At 35.3% G+C, this 22847-nt stretch carries 21 protein-coding genes; 20 read left to right on the top strand and 1 reads right to left on the bottom strand.

Features of this window, described 5'->3' with window-relative positions:
- The first annotated feature begins 136 nt into the window (after positions 1–136).
- The 9 genes from parE (at position 137) to AC37UB_RS01445 (ending at position 11982) form a co-directional block, all read left to right on the top strand.
- Positions 137–2152, top strand: a complete 2016-nt coding sequence (gene parE, locus AC37UB_RS01405; RefSeq protein WP_117972267.1) for a DNA topoisomerase IV subunit B — start codon at positions 137–139, stop codon at positions 2150–2152.
- Positions 2153–2181: 29 nt separating this feature from the next.
- Positions 2182–4638 carry a DNA topoisomerase IV subunit A gene (gene parC, locus AC37UB_RS01410; RefSeq protein WP_241698977.1) on the top strand — a complete coding sequence of 819 codons (2457 nt, stop codon included), beginning with the start codon at positions 2182–2184 and terminating at the stop codon, positions 4636–4638.
- Between the two features lie 305 nt (positions 4639–4943).
- Entirely contained in the window at positions 4944–7190 is a 2247-nt protein-coding gene (pflB, locus tag AC37UB_RS01415) for a formate C-acetyltransferase (RefSeq protein WP_117972269.1), read from the top strand.
- Positions 7191–7268: 78 nt separating this feature from the next.
- Positions 7269–8042 carry a pyruvate formate-lyase-activating protein gene (gene pflA / locus AC37UB_RS01420; RefSeq protein WP_117972270.1) on the top strand — a complete coding sequence of 258 codons (774 nt, stop codon included), beginning with the start codon at positions 7269–7271 and terminating at the stop codon, positions 8040–8042.
- Positions 8043–8188: 146 nt separating this feature from the next.
- Entirely contained in the window at positions 8189–8806 is a 618-nt protein-coding gene (locus AC37UB_RS01425; RefSeq protein WP_117972271.1) for a PepSY domain-containing protein, read from the top strand.
- A 448-nt stretch (positions 8807–9254) separates the two neighbouring features.
- On the top strand, positions 9255–10184 hold the full coding sequence (locus AC37UB_RS01430) for a manganese-dependent inorganic pyrophosphatase (RefSeq protein ID WP_117972272.1): 930 nt from the start codon (positions 9255–9257) through the stop codon (positions 10182–10184).
- Positions 10185–10241: 57 nt separating this feature from the next.
- A complete protein-coding gene (locus AC37UB_RS01435) occupies positions 10242–11195 on the top strand; it encodes a DUF1803 domain-containing protein (protein WP_241698978.1) in 954 nt (317 codons plus the stop codon).
- 63 nt (positions 11196–11258) lie between these two features.
- The gene (locus tag AC37UB_RS01440) at positions 11259–11597 is read left to right on the top strand and encodes a thioredoxin family protein (protein ID WP_241698979.1); all 339 of its coding nucleotides are present in this window, start codon (positions 11259–11261) and stop codon (positions 11595–11597) included.
- A 19-nt stretch (positions 11598–11616) separates the two neighbouring features.
- Entirely contained in the window at positions 11617–11982 is a 366-nt protein-coding gene (locus AC37UB_RS01445) for a hypothetical protein (RefSeq protein WP_242094516.1), read from the top strand.
- A gap of 208 nt (positions 11983–12190) precedes the next feature.
- Here the strand turns inward: AC37UB_RS01445 and AC37UB_RS01450 are convergent, their stop codons facing one another.
- On the bottom strand, positions 12191–12346 hold the full coding sequence (locus AC37UB_RS01450; protein WP_242094518.1) for a hypothetical protein: 156 nt from the start codon (positions 12344–12346) through the stop codon (positions 12191–12193).
- Positions 12347–12662: 316 nt separating this feature from the next.
- Here AC37UB_RS01450 and AC37UB_RS01455 point away from each other — a divergent pair, with 316 nt between their 5' ends.
- From AC37UB_RS01455 to AC37UB_RS01505, 11 genes are all read left to right on the top strand, one after another.
- Positions 12663–13352 (top strand): DUF969 domain-containing protein, encoded by a 690-nt coding sequence (locus AC37UB_RS01455; RefSeq protein ID WP_117972276.1) that lies wholly within the window; start codon positions 12663–12665, stop codon positions 13350–13352.
- Entirely contained in the window at positions 13352–14272 is a 921-nt protein-coding gene (locus AC37UB_RS01460) for a DUF979 domain-containing protein (RefSeq protein WP_117972277.1), read from the top strand. The genes AC37UB_RS01455 and AC37UB_RS01460 overlap by 1 nt, the downstream gene beginning before the upstream one ends.
- A gap of 20 nt (positions 14273–14292) precedes the next feature.
- Positions 14293–14940 carry a pyroglutamyl-peptidase I gene (gene pcp / locus AC37UB_RS01465; RefSeq protein WP_117972278.1) on the top strand — a complete coding sequence of 216 codons (648 nt, stop codon included), beginning with the start codon at positions 14293–14295 and terminating at the stop codon, positions 14938–14940.
- A 278-nt stretch (positions 14941–15218) separates the two neighbouring features.
- Positions 15219–15593, top strand: a complete 375-nt coding sequence (locus AC37UB_RS01470) for an SdpI family protein (protein ID WP_117972279.1) — start codon at positions 15219–15221, stop codon at positions 15591–15593.
- Positions 15574–16299, top strand: a complete 726-nt coding sequence (locus AC37UB_RS01475) for a winged helix-turn-helix domain-containing protein (RefSeq protein WP_117972280.1) — start codon at positions 15574–15576, stop codon at positions 16297–16299. The genes AC37UB_RS01470 and AC37UB_RS01475 overlap by 20 nt, the downstream gene beginning before the upstream one ends.
- A gap of 6 nt (positions 16300–16305) precedes the next feature.
- The gene (locus AC37UB_RS01480) at positions 16306–17742 is read left to right on the top strand and encodes an ATP-binding protein (RefSeq protein WP_490685215.1); all 1437 of its coding nucleotides are present in this window, start codon (positions 16306–16308) and stop codon (positions 17740–17742) included.
- Between the two features lie 126 nt (positions 17743–17868).
- Entirely contained in the window at positions 17869–18159 is a 291-nt protein-coding gene (locus AC37UB_RS01485) for a UPF0223 family protein (protein WP_117972282.1), read from the top strand.
- Positions 18152–18919: an inositol monophosphatase family protein gene (locus AC37UB_RS01490; RefSeq protein ID WP_490685216.1), complete on the top strand. Its 768-nt coding sequence runs from the start codon at positions 18152–18154 to the stop codon at positions 18917–18919. Before AC37UB_RS01485 ends, AC37UB_RS01490 begins: the two co-directional genes overlap by 8 nt.
- Before the next feature lie 126 nt (positions 18920–19045).
- Positions 19046–20890 carry a translational GTPase TypA gene (typA, locus tag AC37UB_RS01495; protein ID WP_117972284.1) on the top strand — a complete coding sequence of 615 codons (1845 nt, stop codon included), beginning with the start codon at positions 19046–19048 and terminating at the stop codon, positions 20888–20890.
- Between the two features lie 132 nt (positions 20891–21022).
- Positions 21023–21724, top strand: coding sequence for a tRNA (adenine(22)-N(1))-methyltransferase (locus AC37UB_RS01500; RefSeq protein ID WP_241698984.1), 702 nt, complete (start codon positions 21023–21025; stop codon positions 21722–21724).
- Entirely contained in the window at positions 21721–22839 is a 1119-nt protein-coding gene (locus tag AC37UB_RS01505; RefSeq protein ID WP_490685217.1) for a Nif3-like dinuclear metal center hexameric protein, read from the top strand. The genes AC37UB_RS01500 and AC37UB_RS01505 overlap by 4 nt, the downstream gene beginning before the upstream one ends.
- Positions 22840–22847 lie beyond the last annotated feature (8 nt).

Genomic DNA, 22847 nt, shown 5'->3' on the forward strand with positions numbered 1-22847 from the left:
TTTTATTATAGAATAAATGATGTTGCCGTGAATAGGGCGAATACCTGTTCTTTACATCGGCGTAAAAGTAGCCTATTATTGATTAGAACAAGCAACTAACTTGTTTACGTAATGATGGTAGAAAAGGAGTTTACCTATGTCAAAAGAAATAAATAGACAATACGATGATTCATCCATTCAAGTATTAGAAGGTCTAGAGGCGGTAAGAAAACGTCCAGGGATGTATATTGGATCAACAGACTCTAAAGGATTGCATCATTTGGTTTTTGAGATTTTTGATAATGCGGTTGACGAAGCGTTATCTGGTTATGGAACAGAAATTGATGTAACAATACATAAAGACAATAGTATTAGTGTACGAGATTATGGTAGAGGGATGCCAACAGGAATGCATGCTTCTGGAAAGCCAACGATTGAAGTGATTTTTACCATACTGCATGCAGGTGGAAAATTTGGTCAAGGTGGTTATAAAACCTCAGGAGGGCTTCATGGTGTTGGGGCAAGTGTGGTTAATGCCTTATCAAGTACGTTAACAGTGGAAACCGTTAAAGATGGTCAGAAGGCAACTTTATCGTTTAAAGATGGTGGTCACCCTGATGGAAAGTTTACAAAGGTGAAAACCTCGATTAAACAAAATGGCTCAATGATTACATTTAAGCCAGATGCGTCCATTTTTTCAACAACGGTTTTTTCTTATGATGTCTTATCAGAACGTCTGAGAGAAACTGCCTTTCTCTTGAAAGGCATTAAAATTACGTTAACAGATGAACGAGAAGGGCAAGAAAAAGAAGATGTCTTTTTATATGAAGATGGAATCAAGGAATTTATTGCTTATTTAAATGAAAGCAAAGATGAGTTGTCACCAATTGTTTATTTTGCAGGTGAAAAAGAAGAAATCGAAGTCGAATTTGCCTTCCAATATAATGATGGCTATTCTGAAAACATTTTATCTTTTGTAAACAATGTGCGAACAAGAGATGGTGGGACACATGAAGTTGGGATGAAGACAGCGTTAACCAAATCATTTAATGAGTATGCTAGAAAAACTGGTTTATTAAAAGAAAAAGATAAAAATCTTGAAGGTAGTGATTTTAGAGAAGGGCTATCAGCCATTATTAGTGTGCGTATTCCCGAAAACTTACTTCAATTTGAAGGGCAAACGAAAGGGAAATTAGGGACACCAGCTGCTAGGACGATTGTTGATACAGTCATTAGTGATCAATTAGGATTTTATTTATTAGAAAACAATGATTTATCTCAAATGCTTGTAAAAAAAGCGCTGAAAGCACGAGAAGCACGAGAAGCGGCACGTAAAGCACGAGAAGACAGCCGTAACGGCAAAAAACGTCGTAAAGGGGAATCATTACTATCTGGTAAATTGACTCCAGCACAATCACGTAACCCAAAGAAAAACGAATTGTACTTAGTCGAAGGGGACTCTGCCGGGGGATCTGCTAAACAAGGTCGCGACAGAAAATTCCAAGCGATTTTACCACTTCGAGGAAAAGTCATTAATACGGAAAAAGCCAAACTACAAGACATATTAAAAAATGAAGAAATCAATACCATGATTTATACAATCGGTGCTGGTGTTGGCCCTGATTTTCAACTAGATGATGTGAATTACGATAAAATCATCATCATGACCGATGCGGATACGGATGGGGCACATATTCAAGTGCTCCTATTAACCTTTTTCTATCGCTACATGAAACCCCTTGTCGAAGCAGGAAAAGTTTATATCGCTTTGCCACCGCTTTATCGTGTGAGTAAAGGCCGCGGTAAGACTGAACAGCTTGAATACGCATGGACAGATGATGAAATGGATAATATTACTAAAAAAATGGGGAAAGGCTATTTAATTCAACGCTACAAAGGTCTTGGTGAAATGAATGCTGACCAACTATGGGAAACAACGATGAATCCTGACACAAGAACATTGATTCGTGTGACGATTGATGACTCAGCAAGAGCAGAAAGACGTGTGACAACATTGATGGGCGATAAAGTAGAGCCCCGCCGTAAATGGATTGAAGAACATGTCCAATTTACGTTAGAAGAAGATGGTAGTATCTTAGAAAATCATGATATTTTAGAGGAACACGTGACATCTGATAATAAAACAGTTGAAGAAATCAATCTATTTGATTAGCGAGTACCAACAAAAGGGAGAGAACAAGAATGAATCAAGAGCATGGGATTCAAAATCTTAGTCTTGAAGATGTAATGGGAGATCGTTTTGGACGTTATTCAAAATACATTATTCAAGATAGAGCATTACCCGATATAAGAGATGGACTAAAACCTGTTCAACGTCGGATTTTATTTTCAATGAATAAAGATGGCAATACTTATGAAAAAAGTTTTAGAAAATCAGCTAAATCGGTCGGAAACATCATGGGGAATTACCATCCTCATGGTGATAGTAGTATTTACGAAGCAATGGTTCGTATGAGTCAAGATTGGAAGTTACGCGAGCCATTAATCGAAATGCATGGAAATAACGGGAGTATGGATGGCGATCCTCCTGCTGCGATGCGTTATACTGAAGCACGCTTATCAAAACTTAGTGGTGAATTATTAAAAGATATTGAAAAAGAAACCGTGGATTTTGTTTGGAACTTTGATGATACTGAAAAAGAACCAACTGTGTTACCCGCAGGATTTCCTAACCTACTAGTTAATGGATCAACAGGGATTTCAGCTGGGTATGCAACCGAAATTCCAACACACAATTTAGGTGAAGTCATTGATGGCACGATTTATTTAATCGATCATCCAAATGCTAGTGTGGAAAAATTAATGGAATTTATTCCTGGACCAGATTTTCCGACAGGTGCGATTCTTCAAGGGAAAAAAGAATTGAAAAAAGCCTACGAAACAGGCAAAGGTCGCGTGATTATTCGTTCTAAAACAGAAATCGAACCGCTTAAAGGTGGACGTGAACAAATTGTGATTACAGAAATTCCTTATGAAGTGAATAAAGCTAACTTAGTGAAAAAAATGGATGAATTGCGTTTAACAAAACGTGTGGAAGGAATATCTGAAGTTAGAGATGAAACAGATAGAACGGGTTTACGTATTGTAGTTGAGCTCCGTAAAGAAGTCGATGCTACAGGTATTTTAAACTATTTACTTAAAAATACGGAACTGCAAGTCAATTATAATTTTAATATGGTAGCTATCAACAAACTTCGTCCACAACAAGTTGGTTTGAAAGATATCTTAGAAGGCTATATTACTCACCGTAAACAAGTCATCATTGACCGTAGTCAGTTTGATTTAACTAAAGCGAAGAAGCGTGAACATATTGTACTAGGCTTGATGAAAGCTTTATCCATCTTGGATGATGTGATTCGCATTATTCGTCAAAGTAAAGACAAAAAGAATGCCAAAGATAATTTGATTTCAGCACATAACTTTAGTGAAGAGCAAGCAGAAGCGATTGTATCATTGCAATTATATCGCTTGACTAATACGGATATTACAGCTCTTGAGCAAGAAGCAGCTGAGTTAGAACAATTGATTAAATCACTTGAGTTAATCATTCATAACCCAAATGAGTTGTTAAAAGTCATGAAAAAAGAATTACGTGAAGTGAAGAAAAATTATGACACTGACAGAAGAACGGTGTTAGAAGATAAGATAGAAGAAATTAATATTGAAACAGCAGTTATTGTGCCACAAGAAGACGTCATGGTGAGTGTGACGCGTGAAGGGTATGTTAAACGAAGTAGTTTAAGATCATATGGAGCATCCAAAGATGATGCGATTGATATGAAAGAATCTGATCAACTGATTTATGCTGGACAATTAAATACTCATCATCATGTATTATTTGTGACAACTAAAGGAAATATCATTTATCGACCTGTGCATGAATTAACAGATAAAAAATGGAAGGATGTTGGTGAACATTTTTCACAAACGCTAAGTACGCTTCTTCCAAATGAGCAAATATTAAAAGTTTTTCCTTATGAAACACTTGATGAGACGAAAGAATTTGTCTTTGTCACAAAGGAAGGCATGATTAAACGAACACCAATGAGCGAATTTTCTAGTTGGCGAACCTATAGGAGTAGACCGTTGATGTGTATGAAACTTAAAACAGACACAGACGAATTGATTAGTGCAAATTTGGTATCAGCTCAAATAGAGTACGAAGTCACATTAATAAGCCACTTAGGATTTGGACTACGTTATGATTTAAGTGAAGTGCCAACAGTTGGAGCAAAAGCATCTGGCGTTAAAGCCATGAACTTAAAAGAAGGAGATTATTTGGTTTCCAGTCATATTTTCCCAATTAGTACGGCAGAACATTTGGTGACAGTCGTGACACAACGTGGATCAGTCAAGAAAATGGATGTATTAGAGATTAGTAAATTAGGGCGAGCAAAACGTGGTTTGATGGTTTTAAGAGAATTGAAAAATAATCCACACCGCGTCTTTTTAGCGATATCAACTAATGGTGATAATGAATTAATTATAATAGAAACCAAAAACGGTTCAAGCTATACAGTTGATACAAAGGACATCCCTATAAACGATAGAACGTCTAATGGCTCATTTATTTCGAATGAAAAAGTAGATGGAGAAGTGATTAAATTAACTGTTTCACAAAAAGAAAAAGAAGATTAATAAAAAGAAGAAATCTTTAAAAGGTTTCTTCTTTTTTTCTGTTATATGACACGATTTAAAATGTAACCGCTGTTGTAATACAGATGGGTACAGGAAATAAAACAGATAAGCGGAAAAACTTCCTTAATAAAATTTTAAGAAAGTCACTAAAGCTAGGGGTTAAACGGAAATTGTGTTTTTTTTAACAAAATTAGTATTTTTTTTCACTATAACACTTGCGTGAATCTGTTTTTGTGTTATACTGAACATGTAAATAAATGAAATATAAAACTTTGAAACAACTAACTTAAGGAGGTTCTCATATTATGGGATACTGGGATGGATTTAAAGGTAGTAAATGGCGCACAACTGTGGATGTTAGAGATTTTATTCAAGCAAACTACACAGAATACAAAGGTGACGACAGTTTCTTAGAGCCAGCTGCTGACAGCACAGAAAAATTATGGACAAAATTACAAGAATTATTTGAAGTACAACACGAACAAAATGGTGTTTATGACATGGATAACAACATCCCTGCTACAGTAACATCACATGAACCTGGTTACTTAATTAAAGAAGAAGAAAAAATCGTTGGATTACAAACTGATGTTCCATTAAAACAAGCATTCATGCCATTTGGTGGTATTAACATGGCAAACAATGCTTTAGTATCAAATGGATACGAAATTGACGACGAAATGACTAAAATCTTCACTGACTGGAGAAAAACACATAACCAAGGTGTATTTGATGCTTACACTCCAGAAATGAGAGCCGCTCGTAAAAATAAAATTATTACAGGTCTTCCAGATGCTTATGGCCGTGGACGTATTATCGGTGACTACCGTCGTTTAGCATTATACGGAATTGACTTCTTAATCGCTGAAAAGAAAAAAGACTTATCTAACGTAGGGAACAAAGTGATGACAGATGATGTGATTCGTTTACGTGAAGAAGTGTCTGATCAAATCAAAGCATTAGTTGCCATTAAAGAAATGGCGACTTACTACGGATTTGATATTTCTAAACCTGCTAAAAATGCTCAAGAAGCGATCCAATGGGTGTACTTCGGTTACTTAGCAGCCATTAAATCTCAAAATGGTGCGGCTATGTCAATTGGACGTATCTCTGCATTCTTAGATATCTATATCCAACGTGACTTAGAAAATGGCGTAATCAACGAAGCGGAAGCACAAGAATTAATTGACCACTTAATTATGAAATTACGTATGGTTAAATTCGCTCGTACGCCTGAATACAACCAATTATTCTCTGGATACCCAATTTGGGCAACCTTATCAATTGCTGGTATGGGAATTGACGGACGTTCATTAGTAACTAAAAATGATTTCCGTATCTTACATACCTTAACAAACATGGGACCATCTCCAGAACCAAACTTAACAGTATTGTATTCTTCTCATTTACCAGAAGGATTCAGAACTTACGCAGCTAAAATTGCAAAAGAAAGTTCTTCAATCCAATTTGAAAATGACGATTTATTACGTGCTAACTGGGGATCAGATGACTGTGCGATTGCTTGTTGTGTGTCTGCCACTGTTATGGGTAAAGACATGCAATTCTTCGGAGCTCGTGCTAACTTAGCTAAAGCTGTGTTATATGCAATTAACGGTGGGGTTGACGAAGTGACGAAAGCACAAGTTGCACCTCGTTTCCGTCCAATGACTGGTGATACATTAAACTATGATGACTTCATCACTCGTTACAAAGATATATTAGATTGGTTAGCAGAATTATATGTAAACACATTAAACGTTATCCATTACATGCATGATAAATATGCTTATGAAGCACCACAATTAGCATTCATGGATACTGACTTAAAACGTACATTCGCAACAGGTATCGCTGGTATCTCTCATGCGGCTGATAGTATCATGGCTATCAAACATGGTAACGTACAAGTTATCCGTGACGAAGATGGATTAGCAGTTGACTATGTACCACAAAATGAGTTCCCAACTTACGGAAATGACAATGAAGAAGCAGATGCAATGGCAAACTGGATCTTAGATTACTTCATGACTCAAATTAAACGTCAACATACTTATAGAAACTCAACACCTACAACATCATTATTAACGATTACTTCTAATGTTGTTTATGGTAAAGCAACTGGTAACACACCAGACGGACGTCGTGCAGGTAAACCATTAGCACCAGGAGCTAACCCAAGTTACCAAGATGGTAAATTCTTAGGTGAGAAAAATGGTCTTTTAGCATCATTAAACTCAACTGCAAGACTTGCTTATACATCAGCTTTAGATGGTATCTCAAATACACAAACGATTAACCCTAATGGTTTAGGTAAAGATGATGATACTCGTATTAACAACTTACGTAACGTAATGGATGGTTACTTCGATAGAGGTGGATACCACTTGAACGTGAACGTCTTTACAACAGATTTATTATTAGACGCTCAAGCTCATCCAGAAAAATATCCAAACTTAACTATCCGTGTATCTGGATACGCAGTTAAATTCCGTGATTTGACTCCAGAACAACAAGCAGACGTTATTTCTCGTACTGCTCATGATAGAATGTAATTGAACAATCAGTAAAATAAGAGGATGGCTGTTTTAGCGGTCATCCTTTTTTAAAAGCAAAGTTAGGAAGTGACGATAATGACAGAATCAGTAACAGGAAGAATTCACTCAACAGAAAATTTAGGGACAGTTGACGGTCCGGGTGTACGTTTTATAGTCTTTATGCAAGGGTGTAAAATGCGTTGCCAGTTTTGTCATAATCCTGATACATGGAAAATCGGTGGAGGACGTGAAGTGACAACTGATGAAATATTAGAAGAAGCATTGCGTTATAAATCTTACTGGGGCGAAGATGGAGGCATTACAATTAGTGGTGGTGAGCCATTACTTCAACTTGACTTCATCATTGATTTATTTAAAAAAGCGAAAAAACATGGAATTCATACAACGGTAGATACTTGTGGTAAACCATTTACGTTTGACGAACCCTTTTTTAGTAAATTCAATGAAATGTTGAAATACACTGATCTGTTTTTATTTGATATCAAACATATCGATCCACAAGGTCACAAAGAACTAACGATGCATACTAATGATAATATTCTTGAAATGGCGAAGTATTTATCTGATATTGGTCAGCCGGTTTGGATTCGTCATGTGCTGGTTCCTCAAAGAACGGATTATGATGAGTATTTAATTCGATTGGATAATTTTATTAAAGAATTAAAAAATGTCGATAAAGTCGAAGTATTGCCATATCACACAATGGGTCTTTTCAAATGGCAAGACTTAGGGATTGATTACCCATTAAAAGGCATTGACCCACCAACTCAAGAGCGAGTAAAAAATGCCCAAGAATTACTTCATACTGCAGACTATAATAAGTATAAAGAAAAACGTGCAGTGAAATAATGAATGACCTAGAAGTGCTATCTTCTAGGTTTTTTAGTTTGTATGGAAATAACGAGGTTAAAGTCATTTTTAAGTAGGTTTCTATTTTCATAAAACGTACTTTATGATAAAATTGTATTAAGAAAAACAAAAGGAGAGAATGAGCAATGAAAAAAATAATCTTATTAAGTAGTGTGGTTTTATCATTAGGAGTGTTTGCAGGGTGTTCATCGCAAAACATAGATTCGGGTAAGACGACTAAGTCATCAAGCTCACAAGTTTCAGCTTCAAGTAACGCAGTTAGTTCATCAACGAGTGAATCAAGTACAAGTGAACCAGTTTATAAGGTGAGTTTATCAGACGCGATAGAAACATATAAAGAAACGTATCCAAATACTGATATCATATCAATTAGTTTAGATACTAGTTTTGGGCAAACAGTTTATGATATTGAAGGGATAGATGATAATAAAGAATATTCATTAAAAATCAACACTGATACAAAAGAAATAAAAAAAGAACGCGAAGAAAATTTAGATCGTGATGAGAAAGATGGCGTAAAACGTAGAGAGAACAAACTTGATTTAACTAATTTAAAAGATATGAAAGAAATATTTGATATTGCCTTGAAAGAAGCTGGTTCTGGCAAAATAGATGATTGGGAAATCAAAGAAGACATGGGCGTTACTTATTGGGAAGTGTCAATTAAAGATGGTATGACAAAAGAAATTGAGTACAAGATTAATGCCCAAACTGGAGAAATTATTGAAACAGATATAGATTAAATAAAAAACAGATAGGTTAGTTATAACGACTAACCTATCTGTTTTTTACATAGTTTTATTTAGTTTGGTGATAAAATAAAATGTTAAAGCTGTGTGGATCATAAATAAACCAATGAGTGTTGCTGTAATCCAAAGAGCTTGTTGTGTGGCGGATGTGATCAGAGATAAAATAACTACTAAGATGGATAAAATAGAGCTAGATTTTGCTGGTGCCATCGTGCGTATTTCAATGTTACGAGGGTCATTTTCTTCTATTTGATATTGTTTGGCATATTGGGGGTTGGTAACAAATTTTTTGTATTTCAGTCAGTTTGCCATCGCTCCTCCTTGTGTAAAGCGTCCTTTCCATTTATAGGTTGCTAAATATGATTAAAAATTTCTGCTTATTGATGATAAAAATTGTGATATAATACAAGTTGTATGACATTAATTGGAGGGATATATAACTATGACAAAGGTATTAATTTTTGGTCATCAAAATCCGGATACAGATGCAATTGCTTCAGCAATCTCATTTGCTTATCTACAAAATAAACTAGGTGTCGAAGCTGAAGCTGTTGCTTTAGGAACACCTAATGAAGAAACAACGTATGCATTAAACTATTTTAACGTGGATGCACCAAGAGTGATTGAAAGCTGTGCAAATGAAACAACACAAGTGATGTTAGTCGATCACAATGAAGCACAACAAAGTGTGAGTGACATTAAAGAATTAGACGTATTAGCCGTAGTGGATCATCACCGTATTGCAAACTTTGAAACAGCTAATCCATTGTATTATCGTGCTGAGCCGGTTGGTTGTACGAATACCATTATCTTAAAAATCTATAAAGAACATGGCATTGACATTCCAAAAGACATAGCAGGAATGATGCTTTCAGCTATTGTGTCTGATTCATTACTATTCAAATCACCAACCTGTACGGATGAAGACATTAAAGCAGCGAAAGAATTAGCTGAAATTGCTGGTGTTGATTTAGAAAGTTATGGTTTAGAGATGCTTAAAGCAGGAACCAATCTTTCAACTAAAACAGCATTAGAATTAATCAATGCGGATGCTAAAACTTTCCCAATGGGTGATAAATCAGTTCGTATTGGTCAAGTTAATACAGTAGACGTGACTGACGTATTAGCTCGTCAAGCAGAATTAGAAGAAGTAATGGCAAAAGAAAACACTGATAACGGGTTTGATTTATTTATCTTAGTAATTACAAACATTTTAGATAGTAATTCAGTGGCTCTTGTTGTTGGAGAACCAAAAGAAAAAGTGGAAGCAGCTTTTGGTGTGACATTGGAAAATCATACAGCTGAATTAGCTGGCGTCGTGTCACGTAAAAAACAAGTGGTTCCACCACTAACAAACGCATTTAATGCATAAAAACCTAAAAATCTCTGAGGAAACTTGGAGATTTTTTTCAAATGAGGCGTTAATTTAATGTATCAATTTATAACATTACAAACAGAACAGACTTATCGGTCATTAATGCAAGATAAAGCATTTCAACAAGTCGTTAATTTTATGATTGAACAAGGAGAAAGTGTGACCTTACGCGATATAAAACGTGCCTTGCCTGATGTGGAAGAGATCGAAGTGGTAATCGAAACATGGATATCAGCTGGACTTATCACACGTTATCATGGACGATATGAGTTAGTTGGATATGTGATGTCCGAAGAAAAACAAGAGGAATTAAAACAGACCTATCAGTCATTTTTTTTATCTTGTGTGGAAAAATTAAACGCTAAATGTAGACAATTGGATTTATCGACAAAAGACGTTGCTTTTTATTTACTATATGCCTTGCATCAAAAAATACAAGGCAATATAGCTTTGGGTCAGTATGCAGAAGATACTCCAGCATTAGCTAAGATAAAGCAGTTGCCTTTCTATTTTCAACAATTAACTGGTAAAAAAACAGAATGGCTATCGTTTGAAAATTTAACCAATTTAGCTGAATGTGTCAGTTTGCCAAGTTTTTTTTATGAAGAAACTTACCGAGAAAACACACGAGCGCCTCAGTTTTTATTGTTAGACAAACGATTGGGCGATGTAAATGAGTCTTATTTTTTAACATATGCTGAACGAAAGTTACGTCGTATTGAAAAGGGACGAATCATGTCATCCGATACACCTGATATTTTTTTAGACGCACTTGTCACGTTGGGTTATTTGACCATAGAGGCACGTCATTACAAGTTAAATGTACTAAGTGTTGAGGAACATGTGATAGAAGAGATTCATCAAGAGCTGGATCCAGTCATTGAGTTATTTGATGAAACCTTTAATAGACCCTGGGAGATAGTGGTAATTTATACTCTCTTAGATGCGATGGATTTAGTAGATACGTTGGAACATTATCCTACTCTATTTGGGCTTAAACCGCTTTAGGCATAAAAGTTGGATTAACCTTTCTCTCTTTATATAATAAAGAGAGAAATGAGGGGAAACGTTATGTTTGAAAAAGTTTATGACATCAATCAATTAAATGAACAAGTGTCTCAAGAAGGATTGACGATGGTTTATTTTGGCCAACCAAATTGTAGTGTTTGTCACGGATTGAAACCACAAGTAGAGAAAAAATTAGCTGAATTTAGTGAAGATGTAACATTTTTAGAAGTGAATACGTTTGATATACCAGAAGTATCTGGAAAATATCAAGTAATGACAGTACCTGTCATATTATTGTTTTTAGATGGCAGAGAATATTTAAGAAAAGCAAGGTTTGTTCCCATTGAGGAATTATATAAAGATATAAAAAAAATCGTCGATGGTGTCAATAGCATGAGCTAGCCTTTAGAGGAGATAAGACATGAAAGTATTTAAACGAATTTTTTCTATTTTAATTTTAGTCATTATTATTGGTGGGGTAGGTTATTACTTTTACACTGAACAAATAAAAGGTGGCGCACCTGATATTGTGGCAAAAGATACAGGAAGCATTGATTTATCCAAAATAGAGCAAACGGATGATTCGAAAACTGATTCAAAAACAACAGACGAAGGAAAATACACAGAAGAATTTGAGTCCTGGGATGCACTAGATGATAAAGCTAAAGATGGTATTTATGTGTTAGATCAATACCCTGATAAGTCATTGTATCTAATCTCTGCAACGAAACAAGCCAATGGAAAGATAGTGGCAGTGTTCGATGATGAACCAATTAAAGACAAATAATAATAATTTGGACAGTGTTTTATATTTAAAAAAACATTGTCTTTTTTTGTTATGTTATATTTTATTAACTATACCACTTTTAAATAGATGTCGTTTAGAATGATGCATGAAGCAATAGGTCTTTATTTTAACAAATAAAATAAGCAAGTATTCATCCATGGGTTTAGGGGTGAATACTTGCTTTAATTACTGGGTTCTTCCAATGTAATTACTCCTTAACAAGTTGATTTAAGTTATCTTTAGCTTCTTCAATTGTTGCGCCTGTTGCAAAGATTTCATCGTTTGTTGCATCAAATACAATAAAGATATTTTCATCAGTATTTAATGTCACACGGTATTGAATGGCTTGTTGTGTAAATACCATCATACATTCCTCCTTTAAAAAACATTCATGGAAGACTCACGTCAACCACACTCTTAATTTAACATATACCAATTATTTAATCAACTAATTTACCATGAAGTTTATGAATAGAGTGTAAACATTATGTAAAAAAATATAATTATCAAAAGTAAAAATTATATAAAATAAAAGGAATAACTAAACAGATTAAATTTATTTTTATATAAAAAATAAATTATTGAATAATATGTGGATAATTTGTTGGATAAAAAACTATTTACTTTGCAGAAAACGTTATTTATACTTCTATTTATTGTTATTTTTAGGAGGGATTTTTATGGAATGGATTAAATTAATTGGTATTCTGATTATTTTAGTCGGGTTTATTTTTAAGTTTGATACGATTGCTGTTGTCATTGTTGCGGCATTATCAACAGCTCTTGTATCAGGTATGTCATTATATGAATTTTTTACCATGTTAGGTGAAGCGTTTGTTAATAATCGTTTGGTGACAATATTTTTATTAACCTTACCAATGATTGGTTTATCTGAACGATTTGGATTAAGACAACAGGCAGTTATTTTAATAAAGAAAATAAAAGGACTCACGCCCGGAAAATTTATTACACTATATACTGCACTACGTGAATTAGCCGGTTTATTTGGGATTCGTTTATCTGGGCATCCTCAGTTTGTGCGTCCAATTGTTAACCCAATGGCTCAAGCAGCAGCCAAACATACTTATGGGGATATTTCAAAAGAAGACGAAGATAACATTAAAGCAAGAGCTGCAGCAAACGAAAATTTTGCTAACTTTTTTGCTCAAAATACGTTTATTGCCTCAGCAGGTGTGCTATTGATTTACGGAACACTAAAAGATTTAGGTTATAAAGTAAGTGATGCAAGTATTGCGCGTATGGCGTTACTTGTGGCAGTGATCGCTTTAATTCTTTCTGCTGTGTCAAACTGGTTATTTGATAAAAAATTAGCTAAAAAATACAATAAAATAAAAGGAGTAGACAAGTAATGGCACACTATATTCCAGCGATTTTAGAATTTTTTTATATTTTGATTGGTCTACTTTCTATGATGACAGCTGTTCGTTGTTTTAAAGACAAGACCAATAGTGCCCGTATTGGTACTGGGCTTTTTTGGTTAATCCTTGGGGTGATTTTTGCAGCTGGAAAGCTAATGCCTTATGTTGTTTCAGGCATATTATTAGCTGTTATTGGTTTATTAACGTTGTTTAAACAAGTTAACGTTGGGAAATTAGCCGAGATTAGTGAAGAAGAAGGACAAAAATCAGCCGAAAGAATCGGAAGTTGGATCTTTTTCCCATCTGTTTTATTAGCAATTGTCGCTGTGGTGATTTCGTACACACCACTTGGAGGGCAAGTGGGGATTGGTGTGGCTTCGATTGTCGCATTACTTGTGGCGATGGTGATTACGAAAGCTCCACCAAAAACGGCATTAGAAGATACTGACCGCATGTTACAATCGGTGGGGACGACAGGTATTTTGCCACAGTTACTAGCAGCGCTTGGTGTGGTATTTAATGCAGCAGGTGTAGGTGATGTAATCTCCCATGCTATTTCGGGTATTGTTCCAGAAGGCAATCGTTTAGCTGGCGTCATTGCTTATTGTTTAGGTATGATGATATTTACCATGGTAATGGGTAATGCGTTTGCCGCTTTTACTGTTATTACAGCAGGAATTGGTGTTCCATTTGTGATGATGCAAGGGGGGGACCCTGTTGTTGCTGGGACACTTGCGATGACGGCAGGATTTTGTGGGACACTCTTAACACCAATGGCCGCTAATTTCAATGCGTTACCGGTGGCGTTGCTTGAGATGGATGATACAAATGGTGTCATAAAAGCTCAAGCCCCAATGGCTATTATGATGATGATCATTCATATCATTTTGATGTATGTGTTAGCTTTTTAATAAAGAGAGGAAGATATTAGATGAAAATATTAGTAACAGGTTTTGATCCATTTGGTGGAGAATCAACTAACCCAGCTTTAGAAGCTGTTAAAAAATTACCAGAAACTATTTTAGATGCAGTTATTATAAAACTTGAAATACCCACTGTTTTTAACAAATCAGCAGAAGTAGTGAAAGAAGCAATGATAAAACATCAACCAGATGTTGTCGTAAATATTGGTCAAGCTGGTGGACGATTTTCTGTGACGCCAGAACGAGTGGCAATCAATATAGATGATGCACGGATTCCAGATAATGAAGGCAATCAACCAATTGATGAAGTAATCCAAAAAGACGGTCAAGCAGCTTATTTCACTCAATTACCCGTCAAAGCGATGGTAGCGTCCATGAAAGAAGCTGGCTTACCTGGAGCCGTATCAAATACGGCAGGAACATTTGTATGCAATCATATCATGTATCAAGTTCAATATATGATTGATAAAGAATTTCCAAATGTAAAAGGTGGGTTTATCCATGTTCCTTTTATCCCATCACAAGTGGTTGATAAGCCAAATCAACCAAGTATGAGTTTGGATGATATTGTACAATCTTTAGAAAAAGCATTAGAAGCCATTGTATTGTTTGACAATAAGAAGGATATTCGAGTGATTGGTGGAGAAACTCATTAATTTCGGAGGTCAAAAAAACAAGAAGATAACGTGAAGAAAAAAAACGTTTATCTTCTTGTTTTTATTAAAATAGTCTTTAAATTTGAAAAAAATAACATAATTAGTGAAACATGATTCAAAGATTAAATATTTATTTAAAAAAATAACGCAATCATTGAAATGTTTGACATTATTTTGTAAAGTTATTTAGGTGCTTTTATAACGATTCTGTTCATTTTAGTTCCATGTACGTTCTAAAAAGAGTATACTATTAGAAGAAATGTGAGGTAGGTGTTAGTTTGATATTTAATTTTGTGGGAATGTTAATGACAGTAGTGGGTGTCATTTATCTGATTTTTCCTTCTAGAAGACGAGAAAATAAATACGGATATCGTACGCAGCGAGCAAGATATACAGATGCCACATTTAAGTATGCTCAAAAAGTGGCTGCTAAAATCTTGCTGTTGATTGGAGTGGCAACATGGTTAATTGGGTTTTTAATAAAGAGTAGTGGTATAACACAATTCTTTCTTTTAGAAATATTTTTGATAGCAATACCTATTATTAGTGTGTTCTATCAGATTGAACGACGCCTTGAGTTGTTCAACGATGAGCTTGACCGAGAAATGAGTAAAACTAAAGAGGAGGATACACATGAAATTATTAATGATTGAAGACAACGAGTCTGTCTCAGAAATGATGAGAATGTTTTTTTTGAATGAGGAATGGGACGTTACGTTTAAAGATGATGGAAAAGAAGGATTAGATGCCTTTTTAGAAGATCCAACATCTTGGGATATGATTACGCTAGATTTAAATTTACCAACAATGGATGGAGTGAGTGTCTGTCGTGAAATGAGAAAACATTCGTCATCCGTTCCAATCGTGATGTTAACCGCAAGAGATTCTGAAAGTGATCAAGTCATTGGACTAGAGATGGGAGCAGACGACTATGTCACAAAACCATTTAGTCCTATCACATTAATCGCTAGAATTAAAGCGTTACATAGAAGAGCTCAAATCAAAGAAGACGGTGATGGAAATACAGATCATAGTAAAAATGATGACTTTGATGTGAAAACTGAACATTTTAAAATTAACATTAAAACACGTGAAGCGTATTTTGATGAGGAATTGGTGAGTGGTTTAACGCCAAAAGAATTTGATTTATTATTAACATTAGCGAGAAAACCAAGACAAGTATTCTCTCGTGAAAAATTATTGGAATTAGTTTGGGATTACCAATATTTTGGTGATGAACGAACAGTTGATGCACATATCAAAAAATTAAGACAAAAAATTGAAAAAGTTGGTCCGCAAGTGATTCAAACTGTTTGGGGAGTTGGCTACAAATTTGACGATTCAAACATTAAAGAGTAGTGCGCTATGAAATACCTACTACAACAGATGATTGCGTTTGTTGTGATTATCTTGACGGTATTAATTATTTTTGGTGTCTCGTTTCGTTCGTACACTAGGCGAACGGTAACAGAAACCTCTTATGCTCAATTGAAAGGGTACTCTGATACCATCATTGATAATATTAAACAACAAAATTGGACACTTCAACAATCCCTTGATACTTCTCAGTCTGTGTTGAAAAAACAAAAAGTAGCCTTTACGATGCTTAACCCAGATTTAACGGTGAGTTATCCAGTAGAATTTGAAGGACAAAGTGGTTCGAGTTATGTGACTGAGACGGAGTTAGATTCGTTAAAAAATGGAAACACGATAAAAAAGACGGTAAAAGATACGCACTTATCAACTAATAGTCAACCAACATCCTTGTTTATTCAACCACTTTTTTCTTCACCAGATTTAAAATTTATGGGGCTTTTATTGGTTTCTAGGCCAGATAGTAGTATCGACGCTAGTTTGAAATCACTGACCAATGACTTATTGAAAGGTTTTTTAATTTCAACCATTATTGCTATTTGGTTGAGTTACTTTTTAGCGAAATTTCAAGTCAAACGAATTGATCGCATGAAACAAGCGACGAACCAATTAGCTAATGGAAATTATGATGTGCAAATTAAAGTGAAAGATAAAGGTGATGAACTCGATGAGCTTGCTTCTGACTTTAATTTACTCGCTATTGCGTTAAAAGAATCGCAAGAAGAAATTGAGCGCCAAGAAGAGCGACGCCGTAATTTTATGGCAGATGTGGCTCATGAAATGCGAACCCCTTTAACGACGATTAATGGTCTCTTGGAAGGCATTTCTTATGGCGCCATACCAAAAGATCAAGAAGAAAAATGCATTACACTTATGCAAAATGAAACCAGACGATTGATTCGTTTAGTGAATGAAAACCTTGATTATGAGAAAATTCGAACCAATCAAATTAAAATGGTTATGCAACAATTTAATGCAACTGAAGTGTTGGAACTAATCATTGAACAATTAAAGGGTAAGGCTGGGGATAAAAACGATCAACTTATTCTAGATACAACTGAGCCAATTAAGGTATGTGCTGATTATGATCGATTTGTTCAAGTCGTGGTAAATATTACAACCAATGCCATCCAATTTACACAAGACGGAGAGATTAGATTGTCTCTATCACGTTTAGAAAATGCGACAGTTGTCTCTATTTCTGATAATGGGATTGGAATGGATAAAGAGCAACAAAAAAATATGTGGGATAGATATTATAAAGCTGATCCATCAAGGAAAAACACAAAATATGGTGAATCAGGATTAGGTCTATCGATTGTTGATCAGTTAGTGAAACTTCATAAAGGCTCTATCCAGGTCATTAGTGAGTTGGGTGTTGGAACCACCTTTAAAGTGACGTTTCCAGATCATGAGATTAAAAAATAACTATTGGCCAAAAAAGACAGTTTTCTTCGTCTTTTTTGGCTTTTATTTGTTTTTACTATCTCTTTGGTGATTTTTTTGATACACTTTTAACTAGATAATATTACGATAAAGAGAACAGGTGAGCGTGTGAAAGAAAATTTTACGTATCCAATGAATCCCGATTGGACAACAGATGAGTTGATAAAAGTGATGGGAGTTTGGCAAGCAGTCGAACAAGCGTATGAATCGAAAATAGACGTGGATGAATTTTTTGATACTTATAAAGAATTTAAATCCGTGGTAAAAAGTATTGGTGAAGAACGCCAATTAGGTCGTGAGTTTGAAGAAGTTAGTGGTTATTCCCTGTACCGTGTAGTGCAACTAGCAAGAAAAAAACAATCAGGTTTGATTAAGAGAAAGGATTTAGTGAATGGATAACAAACAATTAATGTTACAAGTCAAACAGTGGATGGAAGAAGCAGGTCAATACATTAAAGATGAGTTAAAACAAGTGGTGACAGTAGAAGAAAAAACGAATCGCAGTGATTTGGTAACAAATGTTGATAAAGGAACAGAAGCCTTTTTAGTAAAAAAAATAAACGAGGCGTATCCCAATGATTTAATTATTGGTGAAGAAGGAACAGGAAGAGAGGTTTCTTCAACCAAAGGGCGTATTTGGATTATTGATCCAATTGATGGCACATTGAATTTTGTCAAACAACAAGAAAATTTTTGTGTGATGATTGGCATTTTTGAAGACGGAAACCCATTATTAGGGTTTATCTATGACGTGATGAAAAATGAATTTGTTTATGGTGGTCCTTCTACGGGTGTTTATTTAAATGGCACCCCATTACATGCTCCAGAAGATAGTTCTCTAGCAGATGGACTGCTAGGCTGTAACGTGGGAATGTATTCAGAGAATTATGAGCACAGTCGTGAGATTGCCTCAGCAGCTATTGGTGTTAGAATGTTAGGATGTGCTGGATTAGATTTTTTAAATGTCCTTCGAGGGACGCAAAATGCTTATATTTCCAATCTAGCTCCTTGGGATTTTGCAGCTGGTACAGTTTTAGCTGAGGCATTAGGGTTAGTTTGTCGTCAATTTCCTGATTTAGATTATAATATATTAGGAAAACGCCAGTATTTTATTGTCGCAACACCACAGACTTTTGGTGATATTCAAAAATTTTTTTAAAAATAAGTGAAAAATGAAAAACTTTCACTTTTTTTCATGTAATTTTTTTGTTATACTGAATAGTCGGTTAATTTAAGCGAGGATTAATCGCTTATGTTTTTTAAACAGTAAGGAGAGTATATAATAGTGAAATTAAGAGAAGATATTCGTAATGTGGCAATTATTGCCCACGTTGACCACGGTAAAACAACGTTGGTAGACGAATTGTTAAAACAATCTGATACATTGGAAGGCCATACACAGTTACAAGAACGTGCAATGGACTCTGGTGATATTGAAAAAGAACGTGGTATTACGATTTTAGCTAAAAATACAGCCATCAACTATGCTGGAAAACGCATCAACATCTTGGACACGCCAGGACATGCGGACTTTGGTGGAGAAGTTGAACGTATCATGAAAATGGTAGACGGTGTGGTGCTTGTTGTCGATGCGTATGAAGGAACAATGCCTCAAACACGTTTTGTGTTGAAAAAAGCCTTAGAGCAAAAATTAACACCAATTGTGGTTGTAAATAAAATTGACAAACCAACTGCTCGTCCAGCTGAAGTAGTGGATGAAGTGTTAGAGTTATTCATCGAGCTTGGAGCCGATGATGACCAATTAGAATTCCCAGTTGTTTATGCTGCAGCTGTAAACGGAACATCAAGTTTATCTGATGATCCAGCTGATCAAGAACACACAATGAATCACGTACTTGACTCTATTATTGAGCATATTCCAGCCCCAGTTGATAATAGTGATGAGCCATTACAATTCCAAGTATCATTACTTGATTACAATGATTACGTTGGGCGTATTGGGATTGGTCGTGTATTCCGTGGAACAATCAAAGTTGGGGACCAAGTTGCTTTAATGAAATTAGATGGTTCTGTTAAAAAGTTCCGTGTCACTAAATTATTAGGTTTCTTAGGCCTAACTCGTGTGGAAATCAATGAAGCTAAAGCGGGAGATTTAATTGCGGTTTCAGGTATGGAAGATATCTTCGTTGGAGAAACTGTTACACCTGTTGACCACCAAGATGCTCTACCAATCCTACACATTGATGAGCCAACATTACAAATGACTTTCTTAGTAAACAACTCTCCATTTGCAGGTCGCGAAGGTAAATACGTGACGGCTCGTAAAATCGAAGAACGTCTACAAAACCAATTACAAACAGATGTGTCTCTAAAAGTTGAAGAAACTGAATCGCCAGATAAATGGATCGTTTCTGGACGTGGAGAATTGCATTTATCTATCTTAATAGAAAACATGCGTCGTGAAGGATACGAGTTACAAGTATCTCGTCCAAGTGTTATTTATCGTGACGTTGATGGCGTATTATGTGAGCCATTTGAACGTGTGCAAATTGACACACCTGAAGAATACATGGGTGGGGTTATCGAGTCATTAGGTCAACGTAAAGCAGAAATGCAAGACATGATCAATTCAGGTAACGGTCAAGTCCGCTTAATCTTCTTAGCTCCAGCCCGTGGATTAATTGGTTACTCAACTGAATTTATGTCATTAACTCGTGGATATGGTATCATGAACCACACGTTTGACTCATACTTACCAGTAATCTCTGGTTTAGTCAGTGGTCGTCGTAACGGTGCCTTAGTCTCTATCGACCAAGGTAAAGCTACAACTTACTCTATCATGAGTATTGAAGAACGTGGGACTGTCTTTGTTGAGCCAGGTACAGAAGTATACGAAGGAATGATCGTAGGTCAAAACTCTCGTGAAAATGACTTAGGTGTTAACATCACAAAAGCAAAACAAATGACTAACGTGCGTTCTGCAACAAAAGACCAAACATCAGTGATTAAAAAACCAAAAATCTTAACTTTAGAAGAATCATTACAATTCTTAAATGACGATGAATACTGTGAAGTAACACCAGAAAGCATTCGTTTAAGAAAACAAATCTTAAACAAAGCTGAACGTGAAAAAGCAGCGAAACGTAAAAAACAAGCAGACAATGCTTAATTAAATTGAAAGGACTGGCAAGTTTACTTGTCAGTCTTTTTTTATAAATAATACAAATCATACAGTTAATATCATTTAAAAAAATACGATTAGTGTTATAATAAGATTAATGATGAAAAGTGAGGCGAATATATGGATTATCAACAATTATCAAACCGTTTGGAAGTAGTAGCAAATTTAGTGCCACAGGATAGCTTTTTAGCTGATATCGGCTCTGACCATGCGTATTTGCCTGCTCATTTAATATTAAATAATCAGATTACAGGGGCTATTGCCGGTGAAGTCGTCAAAGGTCCATATGAATCTGCTGAAAAATTAGTCAATGATTTATTACTGACAGATAAAATAGATGTTAGATTAGGGGATGGCTTAGAAGTCATCAAATCTTATGATGACGTGAGTGTCATTACGATTTGTGGGATGGGTGGCACACTCATTCGTGATATTTTAGAACGTGGTAAAAACAAAAACCGTTTAACCCGCAAAGAATTATTAATCTTACAACCAAACGTTGGCTCTCATATCCTAAGACGTTGGTTAGTTGAAAATCATTACATCATTCAAGATGAGAAAATATTGAGTGAGAATGATAAAACGTACGAAATTATTGTCGCTGAAGCATCTGATAAAAAAGTAGAGCTAACTGAATCAGAAGAATTATTTGGCCCCATTTTGATGAAAGAATCATCTGAAGTGTTTAAAGCAAAATGGCAATTTGAATTAGAACAATATGAACGCGTAATAAATCAGTTGTCTCAATCTAAAACAAACCAAGATGAAAAAATAGCACAAATCAATCGTCAGTGTGATTTAATCAAGGAGGTACTGTCATGAAAATAACAGGAGCTGAATTTATTAAACAATTTGAATCAGTCGTACCACTAGAACTTGCTGAAGATAATGATCCAGTTGGGTTACATATTGGTACGCTTAATAAACCAATTAACCGCGTGATGATGACACTAGATGTTAGACCAGATGTGGTGCAAGAAGCGATTGATAAAAAAATAGATTTAATCGTGGCGAAACATCCGCCGATTTTTCGTCCAGTTAAGCATTTGTTGGTCGATGATTTTCAAACTAAAATGTATGCTGACTTATTAAAACATGACATCGCCGTCTACGCAGCACACACAAATATGGATATTGTTGACAATGGGTTGAATGATTTGTTTTGCGATATGTTGGGTATTGACGCAACGGATTATTTACGTCAAACTCATGAATATTTCTACCGTAAGTTAGTAGTTTATGTTCCGACAACTCATGCAGAGTCACTACGAGAAGCATTTGGTGCTGCAGGCATTGGTGCTTATCATGATTATGATTACACAAGTTTTTCTTCTCATGGAACAGGTCGTTTTCGTCCACTTGAAAAGGCTCAACCAGCAATTGGTGAGAATAACGAGCTGACAAGTGTTGAAGAAGAAAAAATTGAAGTGATGTTTTTACCCCAAGAGTACCCAACAGTGCTGTCAATTATTAATGAGTATCACCCATATGAAGAGCCGATGTTTGATATTTTTCCACTAGAAAATATATCAAAAACATATGGAATCGGTCGTATTGGTACTCTACCACAACCAATGCCTTTGCTTGATTTTGTTGAAAAAGTTAAACAGACATTTGGTTTAAATGCCATTCGTTTAACGACTGATACAAAAGATAAACAAGTAAACACAGTGGCCATTTGTGGTGGTAGTGGTGAGAAGTTTTATAAAGACGCCCTTAAAAACGGGGCAGATGTTTATATTACCGGAGATGTGTATTACCATACAGCTCACGATATGATGGAAGAAGGGTTATCAGTGATTGACCCAGGACATTATATTGAGTCAGTATGTAAAAAATACTATGTTGAGTTATTTAATCAATGGAAACAACAAAATGATTGGGATGTCACGTTCATCGAAAGTGACGTGAATACTAATCCATTTGAAATAATATAAGGGAGTGT

It is taken from the genome of Vagococcus changpingensis (genome assembly GCF_058211775.1).